The organism is Enterococcus sp. 3H8_DIV0648, assembly GCF_002140655.1.
Taxonomy (GTDB): domain Bacteria; phylum Bacillota; class Bacilli; order Lactobacillales; family Enterococcaceae; genus Enterococcus_A; species Enterococcus_A hulanensis.
In genome coordinates, this window is record NZ_NGLG01000001.1 from 2247603 (window position 1) to 2266650 (window position 19048).

Sequence of the window (19048 nt, forward strand, 5' to 3'; positions counted from 1 at the left end):
ATCCTCATTTGCTTAAAAAAAAATATATCATTTGACAACGAGACAGTTTTCGCCAAAAAAAGAACTCGCAAACACTTATGTTTGCGAGCCTTTTTTCAGCTAACCACTATTTAGTTATGCGAATCTTCAATCCTTACCTATTAACCAGATAAATCACTGATCAACTGCTGCAGCTGCACGATATTTTGACTAGTCAAGAAAGGATCGATGATCACTGTTGGGTAATCATAGGGCACTTCCTCGACACTGCTGGATGTGATCAAGGCATCGTACTTCGCCAATTCATGCCGATCGATCCGCGTATCCCGCGATCGTTCTTCGACAAAATGAATCTTGAAATTGCCATAGATCCGTTCTTCGATTTGCTCAGCCAAAAAGGTTTCTTCTGTCGGCGACAATTCAGAAAGCAGTAAAATCTTTAACGGATGGTCATTGGTTGCCAGCAGATTCAAACTTTGCGGTACCATCGTGATCAATAGATAGGCGTAGTTCCAAACAAAGTCATTCTCTTGATAGATTCGATATTTTTTGACGAAAGCTTCTGCGATCTTCAATACCTTCTTCACCGCTTGATAATGAGTCTCCATCATTTTCTCTAGGAATATCCCCCGTTGACGGTACAAAATATCGATGAACCTTCCTTTTGGCAAATACATCCGCTGATCGTTGACTAAAACGATCGTCAGCTCATTACGTTCCAGCTCATCAAGCGAGCGGCCGATCAGGCGATTGAAATCCTCCACTAATTCATGATGCTTTTGATACAGATCGCGATAGCTTCGGCTTTGCTTCATTGCCGATTTCCATTGGTCTTCGCTAAAGATCAGCATATCCGCATAAGACAGCCACAAGCAATCCTTGATTTCTTCTTTAGTCAAGCGAACTCGAAAGACCTCCAAAGCCATGCGTTCGAAAGCTTCTAAAGTTTCTTCATCAGGCAAGCTCAACGGACTGATCAGATCACTCTCAGGATAATGTCGACCGTTTTTGATCCGCCACAAGCTGATATAGATGTTATAGCTGAGACGTTTTCTGAAGATATGACGATTCTCCAAATGATTGACTTGAATAAACTGATCCACTAAGTCGGTGATCGCCTTGATCTGATAATCCTTCAAATCAACAAACAACGATTCTAAGCGGTCAGATTTTTCCAAGAAGTAACGATAGTAGAAATGTCGAATGACACTCTCTTTACCTTCGATCCGTAATGGCCGATAATCCAATTTGATTCCGGCTTTTTTGAAGGCCGTTTCGACCTTTTTTAAATAGCGCTGCGTATTCGACGCACTCAAAAACAGCTTCTCAGCCAGATCGCTGATACTCGAACATTTTTCATAAAGTAATTCCTCAATAATCTGGAACTCTGGTGATTGCTGAAGAACATCTGCGTATAACCGATTAATACTTACATGCGGTTTGACTTGAACTTGGTAAAGCCCCTTAAATTTTTCAATATGAAAATCATCTTGTTCATCATTGATCATTTTGACGTCCTTTAATAGGATAGGCAATGAACACTCTAGTTCCTCAAGCAGTTGATCGCTTGGCAAGCCGACTTGACTTGCATAGAGTAGTTCAACAAAGCGCAGACGTCGTAAACTGCTTGTTCCCAAAACCTCTCTAAAATCCATTTCCTCATCCCCTTTTCTTCCATACTCCCTTTAATACCTCATGTCCCTCTCTCAAAAGTTAAAAAAAGCATTAGTATCAACACATAGCGAATGCACCGAACTAACTTCCTCCTACCAACTGCGTCCTCTCATTGATCCGTTGTCTGAGATGCCCTTATCTCAGATCCTATTCATAAGAGGAGCCTCCTTCTAAAAGAAAAGCCTGTCTCTTATACACATCTAGATGTGTATAAGAGACAGCTTTTAATTGTTGTTTTCGGGATTCTGACCAAACTTTACTTTTTCCTTCTATTGAGATATAGAGAAAAGCCCATCAGCAGAAAACCGCCCATAACCAGCATACCTGCTGCCCATTGAAATGCCCGAATTCCCATACCGCCGGTACTTGGCAGAACACCTGCTCTCACCTTCTTATTTGTCACCTTCAACACGATCCGATTTTCCTCTTCAGTTACCCCGCCGATTCCAGCAACATCTTCATGAGGCGTGATCGTCACTTTCCCATCGAGCGCGATTTCAAAGATGATCGGTTCTTGGATTCGCTGATAGCCATCTGGATTTTCGATTTCCTTCAAGCTGTAGCTGCCCGGCCGCAGCTTAGTGAAAGTAAACTCCGGTCCGCCTGACAGTGTTTCTTCATAATTTGGCCCAGTTAATTTAAAAATCGCTCCTTCCAGCGGATTTCCCTGCGGATCAACTTTTTCAACACGTAATAAAAAATCGTTTAACTTATTGACAACGCTATACGGTTCAGTGCTGTCATTCACCTTAAAAACAAGTGAAGTCGCAGCATCTGCCTCCGTAACCTTCAGCTCAAAGTTCGCCATTTTTTGGAAACCCACCGGAACATACGTCTCCTCCACTGTGTAGACACCGATCGGCACCTCGCCGAAACTGACTTCTCCGGCGCTATTTGGTGTCACATCTTCTGCGAGAACTTTTCCATCGCTGCGCTTGATCTGGAATTTTGGCAGATCATCAGAAAATGGCGTTTTCCCATCTTCCATGTATTTACTAAACGAATAGCTTCCCCGCAGCAATTCATTCGTGATCTCAATTCCTTCATCCGCGATTGTCTCCGAATTGAAGCTGTCTTGATTAATCGTCGGCGCTTTGTAGCCGTTTATTCGTTCATCCTCCACTACGCGATACGTATTTTCATCGCTGCCTTTGACCGCTGAAAAATTCGCTGCCCAATTATTATCAGGATTCAACACTATGGATTCGACGTCCTGCCAAGCGTTGCCGTCCCATTTCTGCAAAGTCGCCGTGACCTTATCTGATCTCAGTCCCCAGTAATCAGATTTCCCTTGATAAGTATCCGCCCAGATTTTCTTGACCGGAATAACAAAATCCGTCTTCTGCAGCCGGACCGAGGGACTGCCGAATTCGATCAGATCAGTTGTCCGTTCCGGTGTTGGTTTCAGCGTTGTTGTCTTATTGGTTTGATACCATTGATTCGATACGATCTCATCGGTTTTTAAGCGCACGGTATATTCCAATTCAATCTCCTGATTAGCAGTCAGGTTGAGATTTTCTACGTTGATCTGATCAGCAGAAGTAGCAACACTTGGCATATCAGCTGCCTCGATTTTCGGAGCGCCATTATCGACTTGAGTGATTTTCGGTGTCTTGCCATCCTCCTTCACGAATTCAACCATATCCCCTAACGGATCAGCGAGCTCTCCTTTATCCACCGTCCGAATAATTCGTTGATACCAAGTCTTGATATATTCCGTCAGCTCAGAGGAATTCTTGGCATGATAAAAAAAGTAATCAGACTGCTGATCAGAGCCTTCACTGGCATTCGCTTTTCTTGACGCCATCTTATATAACCCTTTTAGTAACTCTGATACGCTATGGTCTTTCCCACCACCAGAAGTAATCCTTAACGCTAAACTATGAATCTCGATTCCTTCACTTTTCAATTGGTAAGCTGTCGAGTTCGTCGTAGTCAAATGACTCGAAATTCTTTGCCCATTTATATTTAACGGAGTGGTGAATCTGGTATTAATCCCCTCGGCTCCTAAAGATAAACCTGGTGAGTAATCTGGTTTTGTCCCGCTGGTAAAACTAGTGACCAAGGTCGGATCATAGAAAAGTGAATCATTTTTTTCTGCTGTCACAGGCATCCAGCTTGAATTCGGTGCCCCATCCGTCAAAATGAACAGTAATTTGTGACGCTCTTGGCCGGTACTCGTTTCAGGATCATTAAAAATATCTTTAGCCTCTTGCAATCCTCTTTGCGTAAAGGTAGGTCCCGTAGGATGCAACGACTTATAAGAGGACTCGAGCTTGCGCCAATCGGCTGGATCGCTGGATAACTTATGATGGGTCTGCTCTCTGGTCCAATTCCAGTCTCCTTCAAGCTGCTTATCATAACTAGCGAAGATATGCCCACCAATACGAATGCCGCCGGTACTGGGATCAGCTACTTTTTCGATCTCATCGAGAATATTTCCTAACGCTTTGACACTATCTTCCTTATTACTCACCGCTCTACTTGTCATTGAGCCAGTATTATCCAATAAAAAGACGATATCGACACCAGGCTTATAAGTCGTATTACCACGCACATTCAGCTTGATCTTAAACTCATCCTCTTTATCCGTTTGTTGAGCATATTTTCGCAGCTGAATGTTTGGATCGGCGACATCCTCACCATATTTGATGTAGGATTGGTCATGATTATCTGCTGCTACATTCCAGCTGGTTACATTGTCCCAACCGGTTTGATTTTCAATCCCTCCCTGATGGTTCAGCACATTGGTTTGCCCTTCCGGCTGCCAGGCAAACTCTGGATAAGTTCCTTTCTTATCTGTTTTGTACTGCGGTACTTTATTCGTATAGATCGGACTATACATCGAACTCCCCGCCTTATTACTAGCGGATGCTCCCGTCTGACTAATCTTCGTTTCCTTTGGGCCAATAAAGTTTTCTGAACTTGCTTCGATCGTTGCGGAACTTGCTTTCGTACTCGCCTTTTCAGAAGCTGACGTTTTTCCTTGTTCAGCCGTCGCTGTTTCGAGAATATACGGTGTCGTCCGCTCCAGAATATTCTCTTCGATCACGGCTTGATCATTATCGGTCACTTTTTGTTGATCCATTTGAACATATAGCTGATGCTTTCCAGCAGTGCTCGCCAAATCAAGCGTTAATTTCCCCGCTGTTTCGCCTGAAAAATTCTCTTCCAGCAGCCAGCCATTTTCCTCTACCATATGGGCCGCCTCGGAATAATCAATCACTTGATCCATCGCATCGGTAATTTTAATTTTTAAGCGCTGCCGCTCCTCGCTTTTATGTTCAAAATCCAGAACGAGCTGATTCTTTTCTTCTATATATATATAGGAAAGCTTTAAATCTCTTTCATCAATTAACTGAATCCCTGCATCTGCGTGAACAGTCACGATCGTTAGGGCCATTTCAGCAACAATTGAAAAAAGGATAAATAGACATACCCAAAAAACTGTATTTTTCATTCTTTGCTTCTCCATTCACTTTTTTCTTCTTCAGAATAGCAGATATTCTTTTTTTTTACTTTTCATAAAAAAAAATGTTTAAGTTATTAAAAACCCTATATACACTGCTGTTGAGCGCATTTATATTTCGTTTCTGTTTTATTAACTTTTTTCTTTTTTCATTATTAAAGTAAAGGGTACTCATTTTTATTAAAAAAAATAAAGAATTAGAATTATTCGTTGCTGAGAATGCAAATAAAAAGCGCATGACAGCTTACAAATCCCGCTATCACGCGCTTTTCTTAACATCGTTTTCTTCTATTATAAATTTACGCAAAAAAAAACCGAAACTTGCAAATAAACAAGTTTCGGTTCCATATTAATTACTTAAATCTTCACCATTGGTTGCGATTACTTTTTTATACCAATCAAATGATTTTTTCTTGCTGCGTTTCAAGGTTCCGTTGCCTTCGTTATCGCGATCCACGTAAATGAAGCCATAACGTTTCTTCATTTCGCCAGTTCCGGCAGATACAAGGTCGATACAACCCCAAGTTGTGTAGCCCAATAAGTCAACGCCGTCTTCATCAACTGCATCTCTCATCGCTTGGATGTGCTGTGCCAGATAATCGATACGATAATCATCTTCGACATAACCGTTTTCGTCTGGTGTATCAACAGCACCCAGTCCATTTTCTACAACAAACAATGGTTTTTGGTAACGATCATACAAATCGTTCATTGTGATACGCAATCCAAGAGGATCAATTTGCCAGCCCCATTCGCTTGAATCCAAGTACGGGTTCTTCACAGATGCGAAGATATTTCCAGCAGTTTGTTCCAACAATTCAGGATCGGTTGTCGCTACACGAGATGAATAGTAAGAGAATGAAATGAAGTCAACAGTGTGAGCTTTCAACAACTCATCGTCGCCTTCTTCCATTTTCACTTCGATCCCTTTACGTTCCATTTCCTTCAACGCGTATGCTGGGTATTCGCCACGAGATTGTACATCGATGAAGAAGTAGTTTTCACGTTCTTCTTTGCGGCCTTCCCAAACATCTTCAGGTTTTGGTGTATATGGATAGTAAGAACCTGCCGCTAACATACAGCCGACTTGGTTTTCTGGATCTACTTCATGGGCGATTCTTGTAGCAATGGCTGATGCTACTAACTCGTGATGCGCCGCTTGATATTTAACTTGCTCTTCATTTTCGCCTTCTTCAAAGTATAAACCTGCACCCATGAATGGTGCGTGCAAGATCATATTGATTTCGTTGAAGGTCAACCAGTATTTCACTAATCCTTTATAACGAGTGAAGATTGCATTACACAAGTTTTCGTAGAAGCCGACTAATTCACGGCTGCGCCATGCGCCATATTTTTCAACTAAATGCATTGGGCAGTCAAAGTGCGTGATCGTTACTAATGGTTCGATCCCATATTTTTTACACTCTTTGAAAATGTCTTCGTAGAATTTCAAGCCTTCTTCATTAGGTTCCTTTTCGTCGCCTTTAGGGAAGATACGGCTCCAAGCTAATGATAAACGATAGGTTTTAAAGCCCATTTCGGCAAATAGCGCGATATCTTCTTTCCAATGATGGTACATATCGATCGCTTCTTTTGCTGGATAAAAATGCTCATCATCAAAATTGAACATTTTCTTTTTACCAGCGATAACGCCAAAACGATCTTCTCCAACTGGTGCTAAATCGACGTTTGCCAGACCGCGCCCGCCTTCGTCAAATCCGCCTTCACATTGATTGGCAGCTGTTGCGCCGCCCCATAAAAAGTCTTTTCTAAATCCCATTAATGATTTCCCTGCTTTCTAAACTTTTTCTAAATCTAATTCACGAGCTACTTCATCTTGTACTTCGATGCCGTCTTTTTCTAAGCGTTCGATCGTTTCCTTGAAGTTTGGCAAGTGATCTTTGTGTGCGATAAATAATTCATCCATGATACGTTGTGCTGTTTTACCAGAACGAACCATTGGGTTGATCGTAAATGCTTGCAAAGCAGTGTTGTAATCCCCAGTAACTGCTGCTTCGATCGTTAATAATTCCATTGCTTTCATAACTTGCAGCCAGCCGCGTTCTGCTGTTGGCAATTCGCCAAAGGCTACGTTGCGAGCACCTTGTCCGCCGATATAAGCAGAAACTTCAACGACGCAGTCTGCTGGAAGATCTGGCACAGCACCATTGTTTTTAGTAGAAACAACCAATTGCGTATTTTTGTTTGCGTAGATAGAAGCAATTGATTCGCAAGCCGCATCAGAATAATAAGCGCCGCCGCGTTGTTGTAATTGCTCAGGTTTGTAATCCAATTTCGGATCTTTGTATAATTCAAACAACTCTTGTTCAGTTTTCTTCACTTGTTGAGCACGCGTTCCAATTGTTTTGTATTCTTCCAAAGCGTGTGCTAGGGTTTCTTCTTCTTGGTAATAGTAATGGTGATACCCGCAAGGAATCATTTGCATTTGTTCCAAAATCTCTCTTGGGAATGGAATATCATGGATATTTTTCGGCATTCCAGTTTCGTCGCCTTCGTACATTTTATTGATAATATCCATCGTTACGTCTTTACCATGGTCATCAGCCACTTTATGCCAATGGAAGTGATTCAAGCCAGCAAATTTGTAAATCAATTCATCAGGCTGCTTGCCTAACATTTCAGGTTCTACCATTGTTGCCATTACTGGTACATTACACAAGCCGATGACTTTGTCCCATTTACCATAACGAACAACTGCTTCAGTCACCATACCGCTTGGGTTTGCGAAGTTGATCAGCCAAGCATCTGGACATAAGCGTTTCATATCTTCAACGATTTCTAAAATGATCGGAACAGTCCGGAACGCTTTGAACATGCCGCCGGCGCCGTTTGTTTCCTGACCTAACATCCCGTAGTAAGCTGGAATACGTTCATCTTTGATCCGCGCTTCTAACAACCCTACACGGAACTGAGTTGTAACAAAGTCTGCATCCTTCAAGGCTTCTTCACGGTCTAAAGTCATATGGATTTTTACATCATAAGGAGAAGCATCCCACATCCGTTGAGCCATAGCTCCAACGATTTCTAATTTTTCACGACCTGCTTCAATATCGACTAACCAGATCTCGCGAACTGGCAACTCATCATAACGTTTGATAAAACCTTCCATTAATTCTGGTGTGTAACTACTTCCTCCACCAATCGTAGCGATTTTTACTCCTGCTGACATTCGATCGACTCCTTCTATTTTTATTTACAATCTAATTATCAGTGATGTAAACTTTTTATTCAATCCGTTTACAAATCATTCCACCTCTATTTACAAAAAGAGGATTGAAAACGATTTATTTTGTAAATTCAGGTGGATTTTTTTCGCAAAGTCTCTAAAATAAGCATACAGATGTTTACAAATAATCTATAATGAATGTAAACACAAGGAGGGCTCGCCATGCTATTATCGGAAAAAATGAAACAAACAGATTTTTCCAACGCAGAAAGTGCTTTGGTAGAATTTATTTTAGCTAAAGGAACCGCGATTGAACCCCTGACGATTAAGGAAATTGCCGAAGCCAACTATGTCCATCCTTCTACCTTGATCCGTGTAGCAAAAAAATTAGGCTACAAGGGCTGGCTTGAGCTGCGGACAGAATTTTTAGCTGAACAAACCTATCTGCAAACCTACTTTGAGGATGTCGATGCTAATTTCCCATTCCAAAGCAACGATGGATTAATGACGATCGCCAATAAAATGGCTTCCTTAGAACGATCCACGATCGATGACACCTTGAGCTTACTCAATCACGACGATCTGCAAAAAGCCAAGCAGCTTTTATTGAACGCGAAACAAATCAAAATCTTCGGCAGCAACGCCAATTTACTGATTTCGCAAGATTTCGCCTTGAAAATGCGCCGCATCAAAAAAAATGTCGTCACTAGCCAAACAATGGGCGAAGATGCTTATGAGGCCTTCAATAGTCAAGAAGACACCTGCGCCATCTTAATTTCTTATACCGGTGAAAATGGTTTTACCATGCAGATCGCAAAAATCCTGCAAAAGCAGAACATTCCGATCATCGCTTTAACCAGCATTGGTGAAAATTCATTAGCGTCGGTCAGCCAAGCCGTCTTACGCATGACAACTCGTGAGCGTTTGTATTCCAAGATCGCCAATTTCACGATCAATTCCTCTATCTGCTATTTGCTGGATGTCTTATACAGCTGCGTCTTCGCAGAGGATTATCAAAAAAATCTCAATCACCTGATCGCTATCAGCGAGTTGGTTGATAATCGAAAAACCAGTTCAGCCATCATGGCCGAATCACCAGAGTCAATGATCCACTTTACTGAGTCATTTCGACCAAATTAAAGTTCGGGGCGTTTGCCCCGAACTCTTTTTTGCTTCAATAAACTAGACTAATACGGTCAACAGCTCATCACTGTTACAAACATCTTCTTGCTTGTCTGATTCGATAATGTCTAAGTAATCAGCCGTGTTCGTTACAATAACTGGTGTCTCAACGCTGAAGCCAGCCGCTTCGATCGCTTCAATATCGAAGCTGACCAATTTATCTCCGCGCTTCACTTTTGCCCCTTGTTCTACATGTGCTTCAAAATATTTTCCATCTAATTGAACAGTATCTAAACCGATATGGATCAATAATTCTAGTCCGTTATCTGAAATTAACCCAATCGCGTGTTTTGTTGGGAACAGCGTCATCACGGTACCATCGAATGGAGCCACTACTTCACCAATTGTCGGATGAATCACTACACCTTTACCTAACGCACCTTGAGCAAAAGCTTCGTCCTTCGCTGTTTCTAACGGCATCATATTGCCTTGAACAGGTGAAGTCACGATTTCTTTCCGAACGCCCATTTCATTTTGAACTTCTGTTTTTTCTGTTACTTCATCATCTTTCCAGAACAACATCGTTACTACGAAACTGAAGACCATCGCTACACCAACTGCGATAAATTGTGTAATCATGCTGCTCACATCATTGTTTGCAGTATCAATGTGGCTTACAAAACCAAAAGCACCTAGACCACCCATGATAAAGCTTTTAGCACCGAATAATCCAGTGATCAGTCCACCAATTCCTGCACCGATCATTGAAATCAAGAATGGTTTTTTCTTCGGTAATGTCAGCCCGTAGATCGCTGGTTCTGTTACCCCAAAAAGTCCTGAAATAACTGCTGGAATACATAGTTCTTTTAATTTTTTATCTTTTAGTTTGAAGAACATTGCGAATACAACTGCCGTTTGTGCAAAGCTGGCCGCAAATGAAGCTGCTAAGATCGTATCAAATCCTAAAGTTGAAAGGTTGATCATTGCTAACGGGATCAAACTCCAGTGTAAACCGAAGATAACCAATACTTGCCAGAAGAACCCAACCACAACACTCATTAGAACTGGAGAGAATTCATACAATGCAGTAAATCCGCTGCCTAGAATATTCGTCAAGAACGTAATTACTGGACCAATAATCAGGAATCCGAAAAATACTGAGATCAAAATCGTAAACAATGGAACCAAGAATGTTTGAACCAACTCAGGAATGACTTTCTTCGCCAACTTTTGAATATGGCTCGCAAACCAGACAACTAAGATAATCGGTACCACACTACTTGTATAGTTGTTAGCGATAATTGGCAAACCGAAGACTTTAATAAATACCGGACTCTCTAAAATCGTGTTCGCAAATAATGTCATGATTGGTTTTCCAGCACCCAAAGCTGTAGCCTGGATCGTTGGATAAACCAATGCCGCACCAATTGCGATCCCAGTAAACTCGCTAACTTTGAACTTACGAGCAGCTGTCAGACCAATGACGATTGGCATGAAATAGAAGATACAGTCGCCGGCTGCAGTAAGGAATAAATCAGTCCCGCTGCCTGTTTCGTATAACTTGAAGTACAAGAATAACGCGTTAAACCCTTTCATCATCCCACAGGCTGACAAAGCTCCCAAGAATGGTTGGAAACAGCTAGAGATCACATCAATCAAGCGATTGAAGATATTGCCCTTTTCCTCTTCATCCTCTTCGCTAGCTTCGCCGGTAATTCCCGCAACATCTAAAACATCCGCATACACTAATGGCACATGGTTTCCGATAACGACTTGGAATTGACCGCCGCTTTTCATGACAGTTACTACACCATCCATGTTTTTCAAAGCCTCTTCGTTGGCTTTGCCTTCATCCTTTAATTTAAATCGTAAGCGTGTAATGCAGTGTGTCAGGCTTCTGATATTATCTTTGCCGCCAACATTTGCGACAATTTTTTCTGCTAAATCATGATATTTACCCACTGTTCTTCCTCCTAAATAACTAGTCTTTTTGCAATGTATGCCTTCTTACTAAACAACAACCCGGGATTTATGTGTAAAGCAGACGGCGTCTAAATTCTATTGGCTTACTTTTTGTACTAATCGTGCGATATGAATCGTTAAATATAATTTCTCGTCATTTGACATTTCGTAGTGATATTTTTTACTAATAAAATCAGCAATTCGTTCTACACATTGATAGGCGTTTTGATATTTCTTTTGAATAATCAAAAGCAGTTCGTCATCTGTTTCATCAGTCAGCTGCCGATGGCTCATAATCCGAGAAGCAAAGAAACGTAAATGCGTCGTAAAACGATAGAAGTAGACAGATTCCTCATCCAGTTGAACTTTAAAATAATAGCTGGTAATTTGAATGATCTCCTGCATCAATTCCGCCATCAAATAGGCGTCTTCATTATCACTTTCCGTTTGTGCATTCACTAGATGCAAAGCGATATTTCCCGCTTCGTCTTCTCCTAGATCAATTCCAAACTGTTCTTTAATCTTTTTTACCGCGCTCACGCCAACTGAAAATTCATCTGGAAACAAACGCTTAACATCCCACAATAATAAATTCCGAACCCGAACGCCTTCTTTCACTCGTTGGATCGCGGCGTATAAGTGATCAGTGATCGATATATATAGCGAGTCATTCAACGGATTTTTTAATGTAACCTTCGCTTCATCAATGATGTCATTGGCGATTTCTACATAGGTAATCGGAACATCTACTAACAATTCTTGAAACTTATGGAACAAATCACTATTCGCAAGGTGATAGGTTTTGTCGATCGCCTCCTCGGCTATCTCGTCCCCTATTTTTTTCTGAAAGGCTAGACCACGCCCCATCGCGACGATCTCGTTATTTTTTTGATCAGTCGTGATGACTACATTGTTATTCAAAATCTTCTGAATCTGCATCCAATGCTCCTCCGTTCTGTGACATTCGCTACTAAAAATCATTTCCACTGACTTCGTTCACTTAAAATGATAGATATCTTTGTAATCGTTGTCAAACCCAAGATTGTTCTTTTTTATAAAGTCACCTCCTGTTTTAGAGCAACAAAAAAACCCAATGAGGGCACGACAAATAAATCGTACACATCATCAGGTTTAGCTTGTATTTAAACAATCACTATCCATCACTTGGTCTATTTAATTCAAAGTTAGCTTAACAAATGCAGAAAGCGCTGTCAACAGGTTTTACAAAAAATATTTTTATCCTCCCCTTTCTTGTAAATCAAAATCCGCTCACTTACTATGGTTAGTTTCGCAAAAAAAGCGATGAAATGAACAGTTTTTTGCAAAAAAAGGGCTAGTCACAGAAATGACTAGCGAAATGAAAAAAAACATGTTGTTGGTATAATTAAAGTAACGCACGAACCTTAAGTGAAGCTTAAGAAGAAAAATAGCAAACAGATTAATTGAACTATTCGCGATTCTCCTTTAGTGTTAAATATAAGAAAAAGGAAAGGAAGAAATTTCAATGACCAAAAAAATTGCAGTACTTGTCACAGATTTAGTTGAGGATGTTGAACTGTCCTCTCCAAAAGAAGCACTAGAAAATGATGGAAACGAAGTAACCTTGATCAGCTTTGAAGCCAATCAAGAAATTACTGGCAAACAAGGAAACAAATTTACCAGTGATAAAGGAATCGATGAAGTAAAACCTGAAGAATTCGATGCCCTATTGATCCCTGGCGGATTCTCACCCGATCAATTACGGAGCGATTCACGCTTTGTCGCTTTTGTAACCTATTTCCTAGACAAAAATGAACCATTATTCGCTATTTGTCACGGACCACAATTATTTATCCAAACTGGTCTTACTAAAGGCCGCACGATGACTGCCTATACAACCGTCCGACCTGATGTCGGTTATGCAGGCGCGATCGTCAAAAATGAACCCGTTGTGGTGGATAACAAATTAGTTACCAGCCGTACACCGGATGACCTGCCTGATTTTAATGAAAAAATTGTAGAAATCCTGCACGCATAAATCAAAAAGGACTAGAATTCTAGTCCTTTTTTGCTTGAATCAATTATCAACCTGCCAACCTTAAAAAAGATAAGCCATCATCAGGATCAACAAAAAGCCGATAAAAAATGGCGGTACATATTTGAAGATAAAATTACTGTACGCTTTTCCTGCTCTTCGCTCTGCTTCAAATCTCGGATCATTTTTATGTTTGATAAAATCCCATGGAAATCTCGCGACAAATAAACCGTTCGTCAGCATCGGAAGAACGGCAATGAGCAATAAAAGTCCAGTAAACGCAATCCCGCCAAAACCAATTTGCTCCAACATATGGCGATCCAATACAGTCACCCACTTTCAGAGAATCGAACTTAAAAGCACCGCAATAAAAATAAGATTGAAAAGAAAGCCAAAACGATTTCTAGGATTAGGTGTCCACCCGTATCCGATTGCTTTGGGAAGCAGAAAGCTTTTTTCATCTTTAGAAACCACGAACTATCATCAGAATAAGCGCTAAACAAATCACTGCAGGATAGTTGATCGTAAAATCGACAAACAGCGTATTCTTTAGAATCAATAAGCCGATGAGAAAAATACCGAATACAACAAGACCTACGTAATTTTGATTTATTCTGACCTTTCTCATTACGGAGTCACTTCTTAGGCATAGTTTACCACCAGCGATCCATTTGTTGAAGCCGATATATCATACAAAAAAAACAGCCCTTAACAGGCTGTTAAAAAAATCTGCTTATTTTACGAAACCTACTGCCACACTGTTCAAGCCGTTCGAACTTACAAAAGCATTAATGACCGTTCCATTTTGCGGAAGGTATCCATCCTTTTCCTTGTTCTTATTGAACTCCTTGATCGTAAAAATGATAATCTGTTTAAACGTCATAAAATCGCTCCCTTCATTTAATAAGAATTTGTTTTATTCGCTGACTCTTTTCTAATTTTAAAAAACGCGCTGACCATTAAAAGTGCTGTCGAAAACCCTTTGGCAAATTCCAGCAAAGCTATATCCGCGAAGTTGGAAATAAAAAATGCCAGCAGCATCAAAACCAACGAGAATTTAAAAAATGCCTCATAGTTTTTTACCATATCCAATCCACTCCTTTTCAAACACCCCGATATATCGCTCCAAAAAAGATTATTATCCATTTTACCAAATGTAAAACGGCTTTGTAAACGCCATCATTTATTTCATCTCAAAAATGAACGATAGCCCGCTCAATTAAGAGCAGGCTATCTAACCTGTCTCTTATACACATCTAGATGTACCCTGCTTCTCGACAATTTCCTGTGGAGTGATAATATGACCCATCATTAAGCGCTTTTCAGAAATGTCTAACTCAAGATAAGCTAGACTTTCGATGTATTCTTTAGCCTCGTTAAATAATCTCTGACTGGCAGCCTCATCCCCATCTTCATAAACGTAGGTCAAAAAAAGGCCGCCTTCAAAATCAACCACCTCAAAATCACCAGCATCCTGTTCGTCAGTTAACGCGTACAGCCAGAACATTCCACCCCTTTTACCATCAAAGCAAAGATAATCTCGCGGCACAAAAGAGTCTCGCGGATCAGAAACAAGTTGAGAGAAATAAGCATCGAATTGGCCTAAAACTCCTTGCTCAGAAAAATCAACATTATTATCAAAGTCCGAAGAAGCTGCCTTAAATGGCGGAAGTTCAATAATTCTAAATTCCATAGATGCACCTCTTTTATTTTAGTCTAATCATTTTAGCATTACTGAACTGGTAAATCCTAGCGTTGAAGGAAGTATTTTCTGTTCAATCAAAACCACGGTATCTATTGACAAAGGAAACGTAACTGTATGCTTACAAAAAATTAATCATTAAGAAAGGGACGAAACTCGTGGAGTTTCGTCCCTTTTCGATAACTTTTAGCCAACGATCGCGCCGTTTGGCATGTCATTTGGTGCTTCTACGACTTTCAATGTGCCGTCTGGAGCTTCAGCTGAAAGGATCATTCCTTGGCTGACCTCCCCGCGCATTTTACGTGGTTTTAAATTGGCTACAATGATTAGTTTCTTCCCTACTAAGCTTTCTGGATCTGCATAGAATTCCGCGATTCCAGATAAGATTTGGCGGTCTTGTTTGTCGCCTGCGTCTAGACGGAACTGTAATAGTTTGTCGGCGCCTTCGACTTTTTTACACTCCATGACTTCGGCAACTTTTAGCTCGACTTTGTCAAAAACATCAAATTTGATTTCTTTATCCTTGACCGAAACAAGTTCTGTTTCTTCTGGATTCCATTTGATCTTTTCTTCTTCCGGCTGACTGCCTTCAGACATTTTTTCTTTGATATAAGCAACTTCTTCATCCATGTCTAAACGTGGGAAGATTGGTTTGCCTTTTGGTGTTACCTTCGTATTTTCTGGGAACTCGCCGAAATGAATCGTTGCTAAATTCATCATGTCCGCGTTCAATCCTAATTGTTCAAAAATACGTTTTGGTGTTTGCGTCATGATCGGCTGCAATAGAATCGCTACGATCCGCAGACTTTCTGCTAAATGAACCATTACGCTGTCTAGCTCTGCTTTGCGTTCGTCATCTTTCGCTAAGACCCAAGGCTCTGTTTCGTCGATGTATTTATTCGCACGAGAAACCAAAGTCCAAACCTCTGCCAACGCATTGTTGAACTCCATTTTATCCATCGCTTCACGGTAACGGCTTACCACATTAGCAGCCGTCGTTGATAGCTCACTATCAAAATCGGTAACTAACGATTTATACGCCGGTACGACACCATCACAATATTTATTGATCATAGCAACTGTACGGTTCAATAGATTTCCTAAGTCATTGGCTAGATCGTAATTCACGCGAGCAACAAAATCTTCTGGCGTAAACACACCATCCGAACCAAATGGGATCGCTCTTAATAAGTAGTAGCGAACAGCATCCAAGCCATAACGCTCTACTAACATTTCAGGATAAACGACATTGCCTTTTGATTTAGACATTTTGCCGTCTTTCATCATTAACCAGCCGTGACCATAGATTTTTTTCGGTAATGGCAATTCCAGCGCCATCAGCATGATTGGCCAATAAATCGTGTGGAAACGGACGATTTCTTTTCCGACCATTTGAACATCTGCCGGCCAATATTTTTGGAATAGACTATCGTCATCAGAACCATAGCCTAATGCAGTAATGTAGTTTGATAACGCATCGATCCATACATAAACTACATGCTCAGGATTTGCGTTAACTGGAATTCCCCATTTAAAGGTCGTCCGTGATACTGCTAAATCTTCCAAGCCTGGTTTGATGAAGTTGTTGATCATTTCATTTTTACGAGATTCCGGTTGGATAAACTCAGGATGCTCTTCGTAATATTCCAATAAACGATCCGCATATTTACTCATACGGAAGAAATAAGATTCCTCGCGAACCAATTCGACCTCGTGACCACTTGGCGCTTTTCCGCCGATCACGTTGCCCTCATCATCATGATAAACTTCGTCTAATTGTGTTTCTGTGAAGTATTCTTCATCAGATACGGAATACCAGCCTTCGTATTCACCTAGATAAATATCGCCTTGTTCCAACAGCTGATCAAAGATTTTTTTGACAGCCGCTTGGTGATAATCATCCGTTGTCCGAATAAATTTGTCGTAGCTGATGTCTAACGTCTTCCATAATTTCTTGATATCCGCCGCCATCTTATCCACATATTCCTGTGGATTCACGCCAAGCTCATCGGCTTTCTTTTCAATTTTTTGTCCGTGTTCATCGACCCCAGTCAAATAAAACACATCAAAGCCCATCATGCGTTTGTAGCGAGCAATCGCATCACAGGCAATCGTTGTATAAGAATTCCCAATGTGCAGTTTGCCACTTGGATAATAAATAGGCGTTGTGATATAAAATGTTTCTTTCTCTGCCATGAGGCTCCTCCTTTAAAAATAGATTCTTACGTAGTATACCACAAAAGCCTTTAGCTTTTAAGAAATGGATTGCTACTTGCCAGCAATTATTATTCGCTCTTATTGCATTTAAACTGAATAGGAAAAACCATAGACTATTCATAACAAAAAAGAGATGCTAAAGTTAAGCATCCCTTCTTTTTGAAACTCATGATACTATCTGCTGATAAACAGCTGCACACCATATACTACTCTTCCCTCGTAAGATACACCAACGCCGATAAAATCATAATCAGCTAGCATAGCTTCACGATGACCATCTGTGCTGTTTAACCATAAGTTGAACATTCTTTCCCCTAGTCTTTCTCCTAATTTTTCTTCAGAAGTTTCTCTGTAATTTAATTTAGCGATATTCTCACCACAAGCGCCGTAAGAGACTCCTTTTTCATCTAATACCGATCTTATGTCTTTCCCATTCGGGCGAGTGTGTGAATATAATACTTTTTGTTCTTCAGCACGTAAATTCACAGCTTCTGTCAATTTAGGATCTAGTTTTAATGGAGATAATCCCTCAGATGCACGAAATTCATTTACTTTACTAAAAATTGTTTCGCGCATTTTTATCAATACAGCATCTGTTAAATCAGCAAGCTTCTTATAATCAAATGTAAGTGATCTGCCACTACTTGTTACTTTGATTAATGATTGAGAACTATACTCTGTCACGTAATTATCATATGATTTTGCTTGGGCAGTATAATTTTCGCCATGTTGCACCATTACAGTTTCAGTCTCTGAGATGACTCCATCATCAGATTTATGATATATGGTAACGAGATATTTATTAATATTATATTTAAATGTGACAGTCTCGTTCTTAGTTACTGACGCAATGGTTTTAGTCTTATCCGCGGCCACTACTGTGTAACCTGTGATGTTCGGAGCTGTCATTGAGAATGGCTTCCCGTGTTCTATCTCTGTTGTCGTCGCTGTCTTTATTTCTTTACCAGCTTCATCCACGTATTTGACCGTGATTTTGTATTTCACTACTGGATTCTTCGTATACCTAAATGTGACGGTTTCATTTTTACTTACTGACGCAATAGTTTTTGTCTTATCCGCAGCCATCACTGTGTAGCCAGTAATGTCTGGGGCTGTCATTGAGAATGCTTTCCCAGGTTCTACCTCTGTTGTCGTTGCTGTCTTTATTTCTTTGCCAGCTTCATCCACGTATTTGACTGTGATTTTGTATTTCATTGAAGAATTCTTCGTATAATTAAATGTGATTGTTGTATCCTTAGTAATATTCACTACTTGTGTAAATTCACCTGATAATGTGTAGCCGGGGAATTCTTTCGCGTCCACATTATAACTCGTACCCGCACTTACCCATCTAATTGGGTCCGTCTCTAATGTTATTCCATCGCTGCCTTTATGGACAATTGTGACTTTATATATTCCTGCAGCTCTGGTGTAATTGAACGTGATCGTCTGATTACCTTTAACGGTGATTTTCTGTGACGTATTTCCCGTCAACTCATGTCCAAAAAATTCTTTGGATTTTGCTGTGTATTCTTGATCATATTCGACCGTTATTACTTTTTCTGTTTCTAAGATTGTTCCATCATTGCTTTTATGCACGACTGTTAGATTGTACTTAATTGGATTATACGTAAACGTAATCGTTGTTGTGCCCTTCACTGTTACTTTCTGGCTTGAATTACTTGATAATGTGTAGCCAGTGAAGGCTTTTGACTTCGCCGT

At 40.5% G+C, this 19048-nt stretch carries 13 protein-coding genes; 2 read left to right on the plus strand and 11 right to left on the minus strand.

The window, feature by feature from the left end:
- Positions 1–140 precede the first annotated feature (140 nt).
- The 4 genes from A5875_RS10315 to A5875_RS10330 form a co-directional block, all read right to left on the minus strand.
- Positions 141–1634, minus strand: a complete 1494-nt coding sequence (locus tag A5875_RS10315; RefSeq protein ID WP_088933520.1) for a helix-turn-helix domain-containing protein — start codon at positions 1632–1634, stop codon at positions 141–143.
- Between the two features lie 275 nt (positions 1635–1909).
- Entirely contained in the window at positions 1910–5113 is a 3204-nt protein-coding gene (locus tag A5875_RS10320; protein WP_088933521.1) for a vWA domain-containing protein, read from the minus strand.
- 358 nt (positions 5114–5471) lie between these two features.
- Positions 5472–6902 (minus strand): 6-phospho-beta-glucosidase, encoded by a 1431-nt coding sequence (locus A5875_RS10325; protein WP_088933522.1) that lies wholly within the window; start codon positions 6900–6902, stop codon positions 5472–5474.
- A gap of 18 nt (positions 6903–6920) precedes the next feature.
- Positions 6921–8312, minus strand: a complete 1392-nt coding sequence (locus A5875_RS10330) for a 6-phospho-beta-glucosidase (protein ID WP_088933523.1) — start codon at positions 8310–8312, stop codon at positions 6921–6923.
- Positions 8313–8531: 219 nt separating this feature from the next.
- On the opposite strand from A5875_RS10330, the gene A5875_RS10335 reads away from it, so the two are divergent.
- Entirely contained in the window at positions 8532–9449 is a 918-nt protein-coding gene (locus A5875_RS10335; RefSeq protein WP_088933524.1) for a MurR/RpiR family transcriptional regulator, read from the plus strand.
- A gap of 42 nt (positions 9450–9491) precedes the next feature.
- Here the strand turns inward: A5875_RS10335 and A5875_RS10340 are convergent, their stop codons facing one another.
- Positions 9492–11393, minus strand: a complete 1902-nt coding sequence (locus A5875_RS10340; RefSeq protein WP_088933525.1) for a beta-glucoside-specific PTS transporter subunit IIABC — start codon at positions 11391–11393, stop codon at positions 9492–9494.
- Positions 11394–11489: 96 nt separating this feature from the next.
- Positions 11490–12332, minus strand: a complete 843-nt coding sequence (licT, locus tag A5875_RS10345; RefSeq protein ID WP_088933526.1) for a BglG family transcription antiterminator LicT — start codon at positions 12330–12332, stop codon at positions 11490–11492.
- 565 nt (positions 12333–12897) lie between these two features.
- Here licT and A5875_RS10350 point away from each other — a divergent pair.
- Complete coding sequence (locus A5875_RS10350) at positions 12898–13410, plus strand: type 1 glutamine amidotransferase domain-containing protein (protein WP_088933527.1); 513 nt, start codon at positions 12898–12900, stop codon at positions 13408–13410.
- Between the two features lie 60 nt (positions 13411–13470).
- Here the strand turns inward: A5875_RS10350 and A5875_RS10355 are convergent, their stop codons facing one another.
- The 5 genes from A5875_RS10355 to A5875_RS10375 form a co-directional block, all read right to left on the minus strand.
- On the minus strand, positions 13471–13719 hold the full coding sequence (locus tag A5875_RS10355) for a hypothetical protein (RefSeq protein ID WP_242551318.1): 249 nt from the start codon (positions 13717–13719) through the stop codon (positions 13471–13473).
- A gap of 421 nt (positions 13720–14140) precedes the next feature.
- Positions 14141–14290 carry a hypothetical protein gene (locus A5875_RS23640; protein ID WP_171004932.1) on the minus strand — a complete coding sequence of 50 codons (150 nt, stop codon included), beginning with the start codon at positions 14288–14290 and terminating at the stop codon, positions 14141–14143.
- 363 nt (positions 14291–14653) lie between these two features.
- Positions 14654–15100, minus strand: coding sequence for a hypothetical protein (locus tag A5875_RS10365; RefSeq protein ID WP_088933530.1), 447 nt, complete (start codon positions 15098–15100; stop codon positions 14654–14656).
- Between the two features lie 195 nt (positions 15101–15295).
- Positions 15296–17305, minus strand: coding sequence for a methionine--tRNA ligase (metG, locus tag A5875_RS10370; protein WP_088933531.1), 2010 nt, complete (start codon positions 17303–17305; stop codon positions 15296–15298).
- Between the two features lie 195 nt (positions 17306–17500).
- Positions 17501–19048: MucBP domain-containing protein (locus tag A5875_RS10375; RefSeq protein ID WP_176244654.1), on the minus strand; the 1548-nt coding region annotated here is incomplete at its 5' end.

What these genes read in the sequence shown, in the direction of transcription:
- A5875_RS10315 (WP_088933520.1), bottom strand. Translation starts at nt 1,634, where the DNA reads ATGGATTTTAGAGAGGTTTTGGGAACAAGCAGTTTACGACGTCTGCGC.
- A5875_RS10320 (WP_088933521.1), bottom strand. Translation starts at nt 5,113, where the DNA reads ATGAAAAATACAGTTTTTTGGGTATGTCTATTTATCCTTTTTTCAATT.
- A5875_RS10325 (WP_088933522.1), bottom strand. Translation starts at nt 6,902, where the DNA reads ATGGGATTTAGAAAAGACTTTTTATGGGGCGGCGCAACAGCTGCCAAT.
- A5875_RS10330 (WP_088933523.1), bottom strand. Translation starts at nt 8,312, where the DNA reads ATGTCAGCAGGAGTAAAAATCGCTACGATTGGTGGAGGAAGTAGTTAC.
- A5875_RS10335 (WP_088933524.1), top strand. Translation starts at nt 8,532, where the DNA reads ATGCTATTATCGGAAAAAATGAAACAAACAGATTTTTCCAACGCAGAA.
- licT (WP_088933526.1), bottom strand. Translation starts at nt 12,332, where the DNA reads ATGCAGATTCAGAAGATTTTGAATAACAATGTAGTCATCACGACTGAT.
- A5875_RS10350 (WP_088933527.1), top strand. Translation starts at nt 12,898, where the DNA reads ATGACCAAAAAAATTGCAGTACTTGTCACAGATTTAGTTGAGGATGTT.
- A5875_RS10355 (WP_242551318.1), bottom strand. Translation starts at nt 13,719, where the DNA reads ATGTTGGAGCAAATTGGTTTTGGCGGGATTGCGTTTACTGGACTTTTA.
- A5875_RS23640 (WP_171004932.1), bottom strand. Translation starts at nt 14,290, where the DNA reads ATGACGTTTAAACAGATTATCATTTTTACGATCAAGGAGTTCAATAAG.
- A5875_RS10365 (WP_088933530.1), bottom strand. Translation starts at nt 15,100, where the DNA reads ATGGAATTTAGAATTATTGAACTTCCGCCATTTAAGGCAGCTTCTTCG.
- metG (WP_088933531.1), bottom strand. Translation starts at nt 17,305, where the DNA reads ATGGCAGAGAAAGAAACATTTTATATCACAACGCCTATTTATTATCCA.